Genomic DNA, 13,873 nt, shown 5'->3' on the forward strand with positions numbered 1-13,873 from the left:
CCCGAAGCCCCGCCCCGCCGACACCCCGCCGCGCCCCCGCCCGGCAGCCGAGACCCCCCGCCTCAGCCCACCTCAGGGGGGCCCGGTCGGCCCCAGCCCGCCCCGGCCCGCCTCAGCTTCCCTCCGGCTTGGGTGCCTTCAGGACCTTGCTGACCCACTCCAGGGAGCCTTCCTTCATGCCCCGGACGTAGTGCCAGCCGTTGTGCTCGCCGTTCTGGATGTCGCGGATGGTCATCTTGACCGGGCCCTTGCCGTACTGCTGCTGGAACCTCACCATGCGGTCCTTGCCGGACTCCTTCGTGCCGACCTGGAAGTTGATGTAGACCTCCGGGCCCTTGGTGTCGATCAGCTTCTGCGCGAGCTTCTCCGGGTTGTTCGCGTCCATCTCCGCCTGGTGGCCCTTCCACAGCGGGGAGTCGGGGACGATCTCGCCGCCGCTGGCGATGACGGCCTTGAACTTGTCCGGGTGCTGCAGGACCGTCTTCATGCCGACGAAGGCGCCGGAGGACGAGCCCATGAAGGCCCAGCCGTCACGGGACTTGTAGGTGCGGAAGTTGGCCTTGGCGAAGGCCGGGACGTCCTCGGCGATCCACGTGCCCATCTTGGCCTGGCCCGGGATGTCGGAGCCGTCGTAGTAGTACTTCGCATCCGGGTTGAGCACCGGCATGATCACGATGTACGGGAGGCTGGTGCCGGCCTTGACGCCCTCGGTGATGGCCTTCTGGAGGCCGAGGCTGGTGTCCGCCCAGTAGTTGTTCGGGAAGCCGTTGCCGCCGGGGAGCGCGATGAGCACCGGGAAGCCGCTCTTCGCGTACTTCGGGTCGTCGTACTGCTTGGGCGCCCACACCCACACGTCGCCCTCGAAGCCGGACTTCTCGCCCGCGAGGCGGGTCTTCGCGATGATCGTGCCGTCGTCGAGCTTTGCGGTCTGCTTGAAGTCCGACTTCGGGCCGGTCGGCATGAGCACGTCCGGGTCACCGGAGGGCTTGGCCTCGGCGCTCGGCGTACCCGCGTCGGACGTGCCCGCGGCCGGGGGCGCGGGCGGGTTCTTGCCGAAGGTCACCGCCTCGCCGTTGCCCGAGAACCAGTCGAGCTTCCAGGCGGCAAACCCGCCGCCGAGGAGGAGTGCGAGGGCGACCACGGCGCTGATCCATATTCGGCGCCGGGACCGCTTGGGCTGCGGGGGCTCGGTGTCGTGCGGGTACCCGGCCGCGGTGGGCGGCTCACCGTACGGCGGCCGGCCCGGGTAGGGCGAGGGCGCCTCGTACGACGGCGCGTGCTGCTGTTGGTGCTGTTGGCCGCCATGCCCCTGGGGCGGTATGTCCTGGTACGACTGCTGGTCGTCAGGCCGCTGGCGCTGCGGGTACTGGTGCACGAACTTCGCTCCGAACGGTCTTGACTGCCCCCGAGGGCAGAGCGGCTGGTCTCCCCTAAGTCCTGATGAGCAAACCACCCGCACAGTTCCAAATTCGAGCAAAAAAAACATAGGTGGATCCGTGCGGGCGGAGAGGTCACCGCTCGGCGTCGAGCGCCTCCGCGCACCGCCCGAGCAGCTCGATGAGCAGCTGGCGCTCCTCCTCGGTGAACGCGGCGGCGAGCGCGCGCTCGACCCGTACCGCACCCGCGTCCGCGAGTTCCATCGCCGCGCGCCCCGCGTCGGTGAGCCGCGTCTCCAGCACGTTGCGGTGCCACTCGTGCGGGGTCCGCTCGATGAACCCGCGCTCCTGGAGGTTCTTCAGCACGGTGTTCATGGTCGGCGGCGTCACCCCGCACAGGCGGGCGAGCGCGGCGGCCGAGATGCCGGGCTTCTCGGCGAGCCAGAGCAGGGCGGCGTACTGCGGAACCGTTACTGCGGCGGGCTTGCAGGCCGCGTTCTTCGCCGCGAGAAGTGCCTGCTCGGCGCGCTTGACGTGAGAGCCGATGCGCTCCTCGGGGGCCATGGAGGTCATGGCCGCATCCTACGGCCCTTGCATGCATTAGAGCTCTAACATACATTCACCCTCACATGATCGGTAGAGCACATCGAATGAGGCATGTGATGATGCAGAAGCAGCAGAAACAGCAGCAGAAGGCGCAAAGGACGCAGAAAACGCAGAAGACGGCCAAGAGGGCCGCGGGGACGACGGCGACGACGGCGACGGCTCCCGGGATGCGGCCCGCCCTGGCGGCGGCGTCACTGGCCGGGGCCCTCGCACTCGCCCTCGCAGTCGGCGCGGCGGCGCCGGCTCCGGCCCTGGCCCTGACCGGGGCGCAGGCCCCGTCGGGCGGCGACGCCCGGATATCCACCGCCTTCGCCCTGCCCGGCGCGAAGGTCTATCCGGAGGGCATAGCGGCGGATCCCCGCACGCACACCGTCTACGTGGGCTCGTACGCGGACGGCACGGTCTACCGGGCCCGGCCCGGCCGGTCCGAGGCCGAGGTGTTCCTGCCCTCGGGCACCGACGGCCGCCGTACCGCCAACGGCCTGCGGGTCGATGCCCGCGGCAGGCTCTGGGTCACGGATTCCACCACGGGCGTGGCCGTCTACGACACCGCGACCGGGAGCCGGCTGGCCCACTTCGAAGTGGCCGCGGGGACCTCGGCGCGCTTCGTGAACGACCTAACCCTCACCCCGGACGGCACCGCGTACCTGACGGACAGCAGCCGCGGCGTGATCTACCGCGTGACCCCGCGGCAACTGGCCGCCGGCAGCGGCGTCCTGACCGAGGCCTACGACCTCGCCCCGGCCCTGCGCCCGCGCCCGGCCGGCTCCTTCAGCCTCAACGGCATCACCTCCGACCGCGCGGGCCGCTACCTCCTGACCGTCGACATGACGGCGGGCGACCTCTACCGCGTCGACCTGCGGACCGGCGCCGTCCGGCGGGTCGCCCTCACCGGCGGTGACCTCAAGGCCGCCGACGGTCTGGACCTGGCCCCGGACGGCACCCTGCGCGTGGCGCACAACGCCACCAACACACTGACCCGGTGGCAGGTCGGCGCGGACGGCACCCGCGCCAGGTTGACCCGTACGGTCACGGACCCGTCGCTGCAGATCCCCACGACCCTCGCGCGCGTCCCGGGGCGCACCCTGGTGGTCCGCTCGCAGTTCGACAAGGGTGGCCCCATGGACCCGGGCGCGGGCACGGGCGGCGCGGGCACCCCCACCACCTTCACGGTGGCCTCGGTGCGCGGGCTCTGAGCGGGGTGCGCCGTCAGGCGGCGGCCTTCCTCCTGGCCCGTACGTCGGCGACGGCGTAGGGCAGCCCGGGCAGCAGCAGGAGGGCCGCCGCCCACAGCGGCACCGTGAGCACGGCGGCGTCGCCGGCGAGCCGGCGGGTGAGGATCGCCGCGGGCAGGGCCACGCACAGACCGATCCCCCAGCTGCGGAGCATGCCCAGACTGCCCCGGCGCAGCTCCCAGACGACCGTGGCCACTCCGAGGACGGCCCAGAAGGCGATGTTGCCGGGGGTCACGGCCGACTCGGTGGTCCAACGGGTCAGGCAGGTCAGCAGCAGGAGGCAGCCGAGCACGAAGGCGCCCAGGCACACCATGCGCAGCACCCTGCGCGGGAGCGGGGAGCGGGCCCTCGCCCATGCGGCGGCGAAGGTGCGGACGTCGTGGCCGATGACGTCCTGCCCGGTGCGGCCGGCCGCCTCCGCGTCCGCCAGGTGCGCGGAGAGCTCGTCGAGCATCTCCCTAACGGACGCGTCGTCGATCCCGCGGTACTCCCAGTTGCTGCGGCAGGCCGCGAGTATCTGCGCGTTCGTCATGCCGTGTTCTCCCCCGTGGATGGCGTGGTGGTGGTCAGGATCCGGCCCACCGGTCCGGCGAAGGCCTGCCAGTCGGCGCGGCCCCGGCCGAGTGCGGCGTGCCCCGCCCCGGTCAGCCGGTAGTACTTGCGCGGGGCGCCGCCGCTCGGGGACGGGGCGCGGTACGAGGAGATGAGCCCCGCCCGCTCCATCCGGGCGAGCAGCGGATAGATGCTGCCGTCGCTGACGAGTTCCAGCCCGCCGGCCGCGAGTGCCTCGGCGAACTCGAATCCGTACCGGGGCCGTTCGGCGATCAGGGAGAGCAGGCACAGGTCGAGCACCCCGCGCAGGAGCTGGCTGCGCCGTTGGTCACCGGTCGTGGGCAGCTCCTTTGTCATGCGGCACAAGATAGTCGCGGACTACCTTGCGCCACAAGACAATGGGCGCCCGCCCCCTACCGGGAGGCGGCGATGCGGCGGGTGGCGGACCGCATGACGAGGGCCATCACCACTTCGAAGACGCCGAGCAGGACGAGCCACAGGCCCAGCAGACGCGTCAGGGCGACCGCGGAGTCCACCGGGAAGCAGAGGACGACGATTCCGGCGACGGTGCCGAGCGCGCCCAGGCCGAAGAGCAGCCCGCGGTGGAGGAGGAGCCGGTCGGCGATGGCGACGTACGCCGTGAGCACGCCGGTGATCAGCCAGAACACTCCGACGATCAGGGACAGCGCGCCGATGGTCTGCATCGGGTGGCGCAGGACGAGTACGCCCGCCAGGAAGGCCAGGATCGCGATCAGCACGCTCGCCAGCCGGCTGCCGCCGGCGTCGTTGCTGTGCGAGAAGGCCGACACGAAGCGGAACCCTCCCGCCACCAGGAGCTGCAGCCCGATGATCACGGCGAGGATGTGCAGCGTCTCGTCGGGCCAGACGAGCACGAGGATCCCCGGAATCAGGGTCGCGAGGGCGACACCGAGCGCCCAGTGCCACGAACTCCCGAGCTGGTTGAGCGTGTCCTCGGGATCATGCTGCGCGCGCTGCGGCGACGCGTCGGGCCGTACGGACATCACGCCTCCCGGAACCCACCAGAAGTACCTTTACCCTCACTTTATGCCGGTATGAACCAACCCGCGCTCCCCCTCATGGCGACGCCGGAGGCTTCTGCTGGCCCTCGCCGAGGAACTCCCGGGCCCCACGGAGCCTGGTGCTCAGTCGCCGCTGCGTGGCGCGGCTGTCGAGACGCACGTCGAGCGGCCCCGGCAGGCGCGTGTCCGCGCGGCGCCCGGACGGCAGCCTCGATGCGTCGAGCCCGTCACGCCGGGCGATGCGCACGCCGAGGTCGTAGCGGCTGAGGGCGTCGGGGCCGGCCAGGTGGAAGAGACCGGCCGCGTTGGACCGTGCGAGTTCCCACAAGGCGGCGGCCAGGTCCTCGACGTGCACGGGGCAGCGCACGTCGTCGCTGAAGAGGACGCCTTTGCCCGTTCCGGCGATCAGCGCGTGCGCCAGTCGTTCGTGTTCGGACCGCCCGTTCCCGATGATCAGCGAAGTGCGGGCGACGGCCGCGTCGGGACACAAGAGCCGCACAGCCGTCTCGGCGGCGGCTTTCGCGGCCCCGTACGGGGTGATCGGGTCCGGGGCGCAGGTCTCGTCGTAGTGGACCCGGCCGCCGGAGAAGACGGCGTCGCTGGAGACGTGCACCAGCCGGATCCCGAGCTTCGCGGTGGCCAGGGCGATGTGGACGGAACCGTCGGCGGTGACCTTCCAGTCGGCCCCGCCGCTCGTCACGTCGATCACGGCGTGCGGTGCGACCGCCGTCAGCACGGCCTGCACCGCTGCGGGATCGCGTACGTCCAGCTGATGCCAGGCGGCAGCCGCGGGGTCACCGGGACGGGAGTGGAACGTCGCAGCCGCCTCCCGACCCTCCGCACGCGCCGCGCCCAGCAACGCGGTCCCCAGGAACCCACTGCCTCCGATGATGAGCACCGTCATGCCCCAACACGCTAGGCGACGCCGCCGCGCCCCGACGCAGAATCGAAAACCCCCGGCGAGCACCGCGTCGTCCACACGATCGACAACAGGAGCGATCGTTGGCTCTCCGGCTTGAACCGCGGGCCGCTCCCGTGAGGCCATGACCGCACTGCCCGACTGGATGCGCCCGCCTCGCGCGGAAGGCTGGTTCGCGGAGGATCTGGACAGTCTCCCCGAGGCACCCCGCCACACTGAACTGATCGATGGGGCCCTCGTCTGTCTTCATGGTGTCGCCCCAGCGGTCCTGGCATGGCCGCCTCGTCACCGCCCTGACCAACACGCTCATGACGCAGGCGCCGGCCGGCTTCGAGGTTGAGCGCGAGATGACGATCCGCCTCGCCGCCCGCAACCGCCCCGAGCCGGACCTTCTGCTGACGAACCTGCCCTATGACCCCGACCGCACCTGGTACGCCCCGGAAGACGTCAAGCTCGTCGTGGAGACGGTGTCACCCGAGTCCGCGCATCGCGATCGCACAGTAAAGCTCCGCAAGTACGCGGAGGCCGGCATCCCGCACTACTGGTGCATCGAGGACGAGGACGGGGCAGCCGTCGCACACGTCTACGAGCTCGACGAACCCACGGGGGCCTACGCGCCCACCGGGATCTTTCGGCCCGCCCTCCAGCGCCCGGTGCCGTTCGAAGTCGGCCTGGACCTCGACAAGCTCACACCGCCCCGAAGCAGCTGAGAAGTCGGGGCGGGAACGCAGAAGGGGCCGGACTCGCCAGAGTCCGGCCCCTCGATTCGAAGCAGCTACACGTTGAAGCGGAACTCCACCACGTCGCCGTCCTGCATGACGTAGTCCTTGCCCTCCATGCGGGCCTTGCCCTTGGCGCGGGCTTCGGCCACCGAGCCGCAGTCGACCAGGTCCGCGAAGGAGATGACCTCGGCCTTGATGAAGCCGCGCTGGAAGTCGGTGTGGATCACGCCGGCCGCCTCCGGGGCCGTCGCGCCCTGCTTGATGGTCCAGGCGCGGGTTTCCTTCGGGCCGGCCGTCAGGTAGGTCTGCAGGCCCAGGGTGGCGAAGCCGACGCGGCCGAGGGTGGCGAGGCCCGGCTCGTCCTGGCCGACCGACTGGAGGAGCTCGAGGGCCTCCTCGTCGTCCAGCTCGGAGAGGTCCTGCTCCAGCTTGGCGTTGAGGAAGATCGCCTCGGCCGGGGCGACCAGCGCGCTCTGCTCCGCCTTGAAGGCGTCGTCCGTCAGCTCGTCCTCGTCCACGTTGAAGACGTAGAGGAAGGGCTTCGTGGTGAGCAGGTGGAGCTCGTGGAGGAGGTCGCCCAGCTCCGTGCCCTTGGTGATGCCCTTGGAGAAGAGGGTGTCGCCCGCTTCGAGGATCTTCTTGGCCTCGACGACGGCGGCGAGGACCGCGACCTTCTCCTTCTGGAGGCGGGACTCCTTCGTCAGGCGCGGCTCGGCCTTCTCGATCGACTGGAGGTCGGCGAGGATCAGCTCGGTGTTGATCGTCTCGATGTCGTCCTTCGGCGAGACCTTGCCGTCGACGTGGACGACGTTCTCGTCCTTGAAGGCGCGGATGACCTGGCAGATGGCGTCCGACTCGCGGATGTTCGCGAGGAACTTGTTGCCCAGGCCCTCGCCCTCCGAGGCGCCGCGCACGATGCCCGCGATGTCGACGAAGTCGACCGTCGCCGGGAGGACCCGCTGGGAGCCGAAGATGCCCGCGAGGACGGCCAGGCGCGGGTCCGGGACGCCGACGACGCCGACGTTCGGCTCGATGGTGGCGAACGGGTAGTTGGCCGCCAGCACGTCGTTCTTGGTCAGGGCGTTGAACAGGGTCGACTTGCCGACATTCGGCAGGCCGACGATTCCGATCGTGAGCGACACGTTGGCGACTTCCCGTAGCTGGAGGGGGCGGCGGCCCGGGAGTGGGCCACCGGACAGTTTACTTTCCGATGAGTGGCGGTGGATGTACGCGTGTCCGGGCCCGGATCCGGCCGCCCTCCCGCCTAATTTGGTGGGGTGGAGCAATACAGGACGCGACCGGCCCCTCACCCGCAGCGACCCCCTGCCCAGCGCAGGGGCCCGCGGCCCGCGGGCGTGCCCGCGCAGGGCGGCGCCCCGCGGCCGGCGCCCGTGCGCCGGATGCCCCGGCCCCGGCTGACGGGGCTGGGCGGCGGGCTGTTCGCGTGCACATCGATGGTGCTCGTCGCCGGCATCTGCTGGCTGCTCTTCGACTCTTCGCTCTTCGTCTACGGGCTGCTCTTCCCGCCCGTCGCGGCCGCCACCGCGCTCTGGGTGCGGCCGGCGGACCTGATCACCGCGCCGATCGGCGTCCCGATCGCCTTCGCCGCCGGAGTGTGGCCCATCTCGGGCGGCTCCGGCGGCTTCGGCGGTCAGCTGATGGGGCTGGTCTCCGCGCTGTCCCTGCACGCGGGCTGGCTGTACGCGGGGACGCTCGTCGCCGCGCTCATCGCGCTGGTGCGCAAGGCCGTGCTCATCGGCCGGCGCCGTCTCCCCCGCCGCGTCGCCTGACCGGCCGGAGGCACCTCCCTCCCCCTTCGCCGCCATCGCCGCTCCGACGATGCCCGCGTTGTTCTGCAGCCCGGCCGGGACGATCTCGGCCCGGACGCCTTCGATCAGGGGCAGGAACTTCTCCGGCTTGCGGCTGACGCCGCCACCGAGGATGAACAGGTCCGGGGAGAACAGCATCTCCACGTGCTGCATGTACTTGCTCAGCCGGTGCGCCCAGCGCTCCCAGGTGAGGTCCCCGTCCTCCTTGGCCTTCACCGACGCCCGCGTCTCCGCGTCGTGGCCCTTCAGCTCAAGATGGCCCAGCTCCGTGTTCGGGACCAGCCGCCCGTCCGTGAAGAGCGCGCTCCCGATGCCCGTGCCCAGCGTGAGCAGGAGGACCGTGCCGCCCCGCCCGCGTCCGGCGCCGTAGGTCACCTCCGCGACGCCCGCCGCGTCCGCGTCGTTCAGCACCGTCACGGGCCGGCCGCCGAGGCCGCGCGAGAGCAGGGCCGCCGTGTCCACGCCGATCCAGGACTTGTCCATGTTGGCCGCCGTGCGGGTGACCCCGCCCGTGACCACGCCCGGGAAGGTCACCCCCACCGGGCCGTCCCAGTCGAAGTGGCGCACCACCTCGACGACACAGCCGGCCACCCCGTCGGGGGTGGCCGGCTGTGGTGTCAGTACTTTGTGGCGCTCCTGCGCCAGGTCGCCCCGCTCCAGGTCCACGGGAGCGCCCTTAATCCCGGATCCGCCGATGTCCACGCCGAAGATCTGCATGGACATACCGTACGAAACGAGTTACTTGTCGGCGACCAGTTCCGCAGCCTCGGAACGCAGGTCGCGGCGGAGCTCCTTGGGCAGGGAGAAGGTGATCGACTCCTCCGCCGTCTTGACGATCTCCACGTCCGCGTAACCGCGCGCGGCCAGCCACTCCAGGACCTCCTCGACCAGGACCTCCGGCACCGAGGCGCCCGAGGTGAGGCCGACGGTGGTGACGCCCTCCAGCCAGGCCTCGTCGATCTCGCTCGCGAAGTCGACGAGGTACGCGGCCTTCGCGCCGGCGTCCTTCGCGACCTCGACCAGCCGGATCGAGTTCGAGGAGTTCTTCGAGCCGACCACGATGACCAGGTCGGAGTCCGCGCCCATGACCTTGACGGCGGCCTGCCGGTTCGAGGTGGCGTAGCAGATGTCGTCGCTCGGCGGCGAGACGAGCAGCGGGAACTTCGTCTTCAGCGCGTCGACCGTCTCCATGGTCTCGTCGACCGACAGCGTGGTCTGCGAGAGCCAGACGACCTTGGACTCGTCGCGGACGGTGACCTTCTCCACGTCGTGCGGGCCGTCGACGATGGTGATGTGGTCGGGGGCCTCGCCGGAAGTGCCGATGACCTCCTCGTGGCCCTCGTGGCCGATGAGGAGGATGTCGAAGTCCTCGTTCGCGTACCGGATGGCTTCCTTGTGGACCTTGGTGACCAGCGGGCAGGTCGCGTCGATCGTCGCGAGCCTGCCGCGCGCCGCCTCCTCGTGGACGACCGGGGCGACGCCGTGGGCGGAGAACATCACGATGTTGCCCTCGGGCACCTCCTCCGTCCGCTCGACGAAGATGGCGCCCTTCTTCTCCAGGGTCTGGACGACGTACTTGTTGTGCACGATCTCGTGGCGGACGTACACCGGCGCCCCGTACTGCTCAAGGGCTTTCTCGACGGCGATCACGGCTCGGTCCACGCCCGCGCAGTAGCCGCGGGGCGCGGCGAGCAGGACACGGCGGGAAGCGGGAGCAGGGGCGGGAGCAGTCATGTGCTCCATCGTACGGGGGTCTCCAGCAGGCCGGACGTCGCCCGTTCGGCACAGACTGACCGGGAGGCTCCGTAACAACGTCCCACCCGTCACCCGGAGGAATGATGGCGTCCGCCACGGATTCCAGCAGGGCCCCGGCAGCCGCGGCACTGCGGCGGAGTCTCGGCTTCCGGGACCTGGTCGTCTACGGGCTGCTGTTCATCGCCCCGATGGCCCCGGTCGGGGTCTTCGGCACGCTCGACGCCAAGTCGCACGGCGCCGTCGCGCTGGTGTACCTCGTCGCGACGGTCGCGATGGCCTTCACGGCCTTCAGTTACGCGCAGATGGTGCGGGTCGCCCCGCAGGCCGGTTCGGTCTTCACCTATGCCCGCAAGGGCCTGGGCGAGGGGCCGGGGCTGATCGCGGGGTGGATGGCGATGCTGGACTACCTGCTGATCCCGGCGGTCGCGTACCTCTTCTCGGGGATCGCGATGAACGCGCTGGTGCCGGAGGTGTCGCGGTGGGCGTGGACGGCCCTGGCCGTCGTGGTGACCACCCTGCTCAACCTGTGGGGCGTACGGGTGGCCGCGCGGGTGGGCTTCGCCGTGCTGGCCATGGAGATCCTGGTCCTGGCGGTGTTCGTGGTGGCGGCGGCGGTCGTGCTGGTCCAGGACGGGCCCCGGCGCGGCTGGCTCTCGCCGCTGACCGGTGACGGCTCGCTCGATTTCAGCACGGCCGCGGTGCTGGGCGCGGTGTCGGTGGCGGTCCTGTCCTACCTCGGCTTCGACGCCATCGTCTCCTTCGCCGAGGAGGTGACGGGGGGCTCGGAGCGCGTGGCGCGGGCGGTGCTGTTCTGCCTGGCGCTGGCGGGGACGCTGTTCGTCGTCCAGAGCTACCTGGCGGCGCTGCTGATGCCGGTGTCCGCGGCGGAGCTGGCGGCGGATCCGGTGCGGCAGGGCCCGGCGTTCTACACCGCGGTGGAGTCCTCGGTGGGTTTCTGGCTGCACGACCTGGTGGCGATCAGCAAGGCGGTCGGGGCGGCCTTCGCCGCCCTGGCGGGGCAGGCGGCGGCCGGCCGGCTGGTGTTCGCGATGGCGCGGGAGCGGCGGCTGCCGCGGGCGCTGGCGCGCACCTCGGACGGCACACCGCGGGCCGCCCTGCTGGTGACGGCGGCGGCCACGCTGGTCGCCGCCGTGTGGGCGGCCCGGCGTGACGACGGGCTCGACCACCTGGTGTCCGTGGTGGACGTCGGTGCGCTGGTGGCCTTCACCCTGCTGCACGCCTCCGTGGTGGGCTGGTACGTGGTCCGGCGGCGGGAGGGTGCGCCGAACTGGTGGAAGCACCTGGTGGTCCCGGTGCTCGGGGCGGCGGTGACCGTCACGGTGATCGTCGAGGCGTCCCGGACGGCGCAGCTGGTGGGAGCGGTGTGGCTGGCGGTGGGCCTGGGGGTGCTGTTCGTCCAGCGGGGCCGCCGATCCGGCGATCCGGCCGGGGCCGCGGGAGGGTCGGGGCACGACGGGTGAGCCTGGGCCGCGAGTGAGCCAGGGCCGCGAGTGAGCCAGGGCCGCGGGGGCGCCAGGGCCGCGGGGGCGCCGCGGCCGGGGAGGTGCGTGGCGGTCCGCCCTTCCGACACCGGCACGGGAGCCTGACGTACTGTCGGCGGCTCCGGATAGCCTGCGCACATGGGTCTGAATACGTCGGCCGAGGCGCCGCTGCCGGTGGGCCAGGTGTCCCGGCTCATCGGGGGCTGGATCGAGCGCCTCGGCCAGGTGTGGGTGGAGGGGCAGATCACGCAGCTCTCGCGGCGGCCGGGCGCGGGGGTGGTCTTCCTGACGCTGCGCGATCCGTCGCACGACATCTCGGTCAGCGTGACCTGCTTCCGCCAGGTCTACGACGAGGTCGCGGACGTCGTCTCGGAGGGCGCGCGGGTCGTGCTGCTGGCCAAGCCCGAGTGGTACGCCCCGCGCGGGCAGCTGTCCCTGCGGGCGACCGAGATACGGCCGGTCGGCATCGGGGAGCTGCTGGCCCGGCTGGAGCGGCTCAAGCGGTCCCTGGCCTCCGAGGGGCTCTTCGCGCTGGAGCGCAAGAAGCCGCTGCCCTTCCTGCCGCAGCTGATCGGGCTGGTCGTCGGGCGGGCCTCGGCGGCCGAGCGCGACGTCCTGGAGAACGCCCGGCGCCGCTGGCCGGCGGTCCGCTTCGAGGTGCGCAACGTCGCCGTCCAGGGCGTGCACGCCGTGCCGCAGGTGGTCCGGGCGGTCAAGGAGCTCGACGCCATGGACGAGGTCGACGTGATCATCGTGGCGCGGGGCGGCGGCAGCGTGGAGGACCTGCTGCCCTTCTCCGACGAGGAGGTCGTGCGCGCCGTCGCGGCGGCCCGTACCCCGGTGGTCTCGGCGATCGGCCACGAGCCGGACTCCCCGCTGCTGGACCTGGTCGCGGACCTGCGGGCGTCCACGCCCACGGACGCGGCGAAGAAGGTGGTCCCGGACGTCGGCGAGGAGCTGGAGCGGGTACGCCAGTTGCAGGGCCGGGGGCTGCGTGCGGTGAGCTCGATGCTCGACCGGGAGGAGCGGGGGCTCGCGCACGCCCTGGCCCGGCCGGTGTTCGTCCACCCGCAGCGCATGGTGGAGATGCGGGAGGACGAGCTGGACGCGCTGCTGGCGCGCAGCAGGCGCACGCTGGGGCACCTGCTGGACCGGGCGGACTCGGAGCTCGCCCACACGCTGGCCCGGGTGGTGGCGCTGTCGCCGGCCGCGACGCTGGAGCGCGGGTACGCCGTACTGCAGCGGGCGGACGGTCACGTGGTGCGTTCGCCGCAGGAGGTGTCGGCGCGGGAGGTGCTGCACGCCAGGGTGGCGGAGGGCACGTTCACCGTGGAGGTCGCCCCGGAGGGGGCTTCGGAGTAACGACACACCGCCGCAATCAAGTGGTCGCACTACACACATAGGGTGGAAAAGGGAATGACAGAGGCCGAGACGGCGCTGGGATACGAGCAGGCCCGCGACGAACTCATCGAAGTGGTCCGCAAGCTCGAAGCCGGAGGGACCTCGCTGGAGGAGTCCCTCGCGCTCTGGGAGCGCGGCGAGGAGCTGGCGAAGGTCTGCCGGCACTGGCTGGAGGGGGCCCGGGCCCGGCTGGACTCGGCGCTGGCGGCGCGCGAGGCGGCCGGGGAGGAGTGATCCCGGTCACGGCCACACCAGTTTAGTTGAAAATTCATCTAATTCGGCCGTAGAGTCGGGGACATCGCTTCACCTCCGTATGGAAGAAGGCTTTCCGATGTCTCTCGTACTTGACTCCGCCGCGCAGGACCTGCTGTTCCGCGAGGCCCGCACCGCCAACTCGTTCTCCGACGAGCCGGTGACCGAGGAGCAGGTCCAGGCGATCTACGACCTGGTGAAGTACGGCCCCACCGCTTTCAACGGCACGCCGCTGCGCATCACGCTGGTCCGCTCCGCCGAGGCCCGCGAGCGCCTCGTGCAGCACCTGGCCGAGGGCAACCAGGCCAAGACCCTCGCCGCGCCGCTGGTCGCGATCCTCTCCGCGGACAACGAGTTCCACGAGGAGCTGCCGCGCCTGCTGCCGCACTTCCCCCAGGCCAAGGACCTCTTCTTCGCCGAGCGCCCGGCCCGCGAGCAGTCCTCGCTGGTCAACGCCGCGCTGCAGGCCGCTTACTTCATCGTGGGCGTCCGCGCCGCCGGTCTGGCCGCGGGCCCGATGACCGGCGCCGACTTCGCCGGCATCCAGAAGGAGTTCCTGGACGACGACCACACCCCGATCATGGTCGTCAACATCGGCAAGCCGGGCGAGGACGCGTGGTTCCCGCGCTCCCCGCGCCTGTCGATCGACGAGGTCATCACCACCGTCTGAGCAAGGCCGCGGCC

General features: G+C 71.4%; 14 protein-coding genes and 2 pseudogenes. 7 read left to right on the forward strand and 9 right to left on the reverse strand.

Annotated features, from left to right (window positions below; all coding sequences use genetic code 11):
* Positions 1-112: 112 nt before the first annotated feature.
* Both IG86_RS0108240 and IG86_RS0108245 read right to left on the reverse strand, forming a co-directional pair.
* Positions 113-1,156 (reverse strand): alpha/beta hydrolase, encoded by a 1,044-nt coding sequence (locus IG86_RS0108240; RefSeq protein WP_107056218.1) that lies wholly within the window; start codon positions 1,154-1,156, stop codon positions 113-115.
* Between the two features lie 355 nt (positions 1,157-1,511).
* Positions 1,512-1,949, reverse strand: coding sequence for a MarR family winged helix-turn-helix transcriptional regulator (locus IG86_RS0108245; protein ID WP_173429240.1), 438 nt, complete (start codon positions 1,947-1,949; stop codon positions 1,512-1,514).
* A gap of 89 nt (positions 1,950-2,038) precedes the next feature.
* Between IG86_RS0108245 and IG86_RS0108250 the strand changes: the two genes are divergently transcribed.
* Entirely contained in the window at positions 2,039-3,178 is a 1,140-nt protein-coding gene (locus IG86_RS0108250) for an SMP-30/gluconolactonase/LRE family protein (RefSeq protein ID WP_244305820.1), read from the forward strand.
* A gap of 13 nt (positions 3,179-3,191) precedes the next feature.
* Here IG86_RS0108250 and IG86_RS0108255 read toward each other — a convergent pair whose 3' ends face one another.
* From IG86_RS0108255 to IG86_RS0108270, 4 genes are all read right to left on the reverse strand, one after another.
* The gene (locus IG86_RS0108255) at positions 3,192-3,749 is read right to left on the reverse strand and encodes a hypothetical protein (RefSeq protein WP_030829669.1); all 558 of its coding nucleotides are present in this window, start codon (positions 3,747-3,749) and stop codon (positions 3,192-3,194) included.
* Positions 3,746-4,126 carry a PadR family transcriptional regulator gene (locus tag IG86_RS0108260; protein WP_045937509.1) on the reverse strand — a complete coding sequence of 127 codons (381 nt, stop codon included), beginning with the start codon at positions 4,124-4,126 and terminating at the stop codon, positions 3,746-3,748. The genes IG86_RS0108255 and IG86_RS0108260 overlap by 4 nt, the downstream gene beginning before the upstream one ends.
* Before the next feature lie 56 nt (positions 4,127-4,182).
* Positions 4,183-4,791 carry an HdeD family acid-resistance protein gene (locus IG86_RS0108265; protein WP_030829674.1) on the reverse strand — a complete coding sequence of 203 codons (609 nt, stop codon included), beginning with the start codon at positions 4,789-4,791 and terminating at the stop codon, positions 4,183-4,185.
* Between the two features lie 73 nt (positions 4,792-4,864).
* The gene (locus IG86_RS0108270) at positions 4,865-5,713 is read right to left on the reverse strand and encodes an SDR family oxidoreductase (RefSeq protein ID WP_037942157.1); all 849 of its coding nucleotides are present in this window, start codon (positions 5,711-5,713) and stop codon (positions 4,865-4,867) included.
* Between the two features lie 139 nt (positions 5,714-5,852).
* Between IG86_RS0108270 and IG86_RS38510 the strand changes: the two are divergent.
* Positions 5,853-6,438, forward strand: a pseudogene (locus IG86_RS38510) (Uma2 family endonuclease).
* Positions 6,439-6,503: 65 nt separating this feature from the next.
* On the opposite strand, the gene ychF reads toward IG86_RS38510, so the two are convergent.
* Positions 6,504-7,592, reverse strand: coding sequence for a redox-regulated ATPase YchF (gene ychF / locus IG86_RS43535; RefSeq protein ID WP_030829680.1), 1,089 nt, complete (start codon positions 7,590-7,592; stop codon positions 6,504-6,506).
* Between the two features lie 312 nt (positions 7,593-7,904).
* Here ychF and IG86_RS44220 point away from each other — a divergent pair, with 312 nt between their 5' ends.
* The gene (locus IG86_RS44220) at positions 7,905-8,240 is read left to right on the forward strand and encodes a DUF6542 domain-containing protein (RefSeq protein ID WP_420894077.1); all 336 of its coding nucleotides are present in this window, start codon (positions 7,905-7,907) and stop codon (positions 8,238-8,240) included.
* 21 nt (positions 8,241-8,261) lie between these two features.
* On the opposite strand, the pseudogene ppgK reads toward IG86_RS44220, so the two are convergent.
* Both ppgK and IG86_RS0108295 read right to left on the reverse strand, forming a co-directional pair.
* A pseudogene (gene ppgK / locus IG86_RS43540) lies at positions 8,262-8,996 on the reverse strand (polyphosphate--glucose phosphotransferase); the annotation flags it as partial.
* A gap of 21 nt (positions 8,997-9,017) precedes the next feature.
* Positions 9,018-10,022, reverse strand: coding sequence for a 4-hydroxy-3-methylbut-2-enyl diphosphate reductase (locus IG86_RS0108295; RefSeq protein ID WP_030829689.1), 1,005 nt, complete (start codon positions 10,020-10,022; stop codon positions 9,018-9,020).
* A 92-nt stretch (positions 10,023-10,114) separates the two neighbouring features.
* Here IG86_RS0108295 and IG86_RS0108300 point away from each other — a divergent pair, with 92 nt between their 5' ends.
* From IG86_RS0108300 to IG86_RS0108315, 4 genes are all read left to right on the forward strand, one after another.
* Positions 10,115-11,515 (forward strand): APC family permease, encoded by a 1,401-nt coding sequence (locus tag IG86_RS0108300; RefSeq protein ID WP_030895989.1) that lies wholly within the window; start codon positions 10,115-10,117, stop codon positions 11,513-11,515.
* Between the two features lie 159 nt (positions 11,516-11,674).
* On the forward strand, positions 11,675-12,898 hold the full coding sequence (xseA, locus tag IG86_RS0108305; protein ID WP_030895991.1) for an exodeoxyribonuclease VII large subunit: 1,224 nt from the start codon (positions 11,675-11,677) through the stop codon (positions 12,896-12,898).
* Positions 12,899-12,952: 54 nt separating this feature from the next.
* Entirely contained in the window at positions 12,953-13,171 is a 219-nt protein-coding gene (locus tag IG86_RS0108310) for an exodeoxyribonuclease VII small subunit (RefSeq protein ID WP_030029069.1), read from the forward strand.
* A 97-nt stretch (positions 13,172-13,268) separates the two neighbouring features.
* Complete coding sequence (locus IG86_RS0108315) at positions 13,269-13,859, forward strand: malonic semialdehyde reductase (RefSeq protein WP_030829698.1); 591 nt, start codon at positions 13,269-13,271, stop codon at positions 13,857-13,859.
* The last annotated feature ends 14 nt before the right edge of the window (positions 13,860-13,873 follow it).

Origin of the sequence: Streptomyces virginiae, from assembly GCF_000720455.1 — a bacterium.
Classification (GTDB): Bacteria; Actinomycetota; Actinomycetes; order Streptomycetales; family Streptomycetaceae; genus Streptomyces; species Streptomyces virginiae.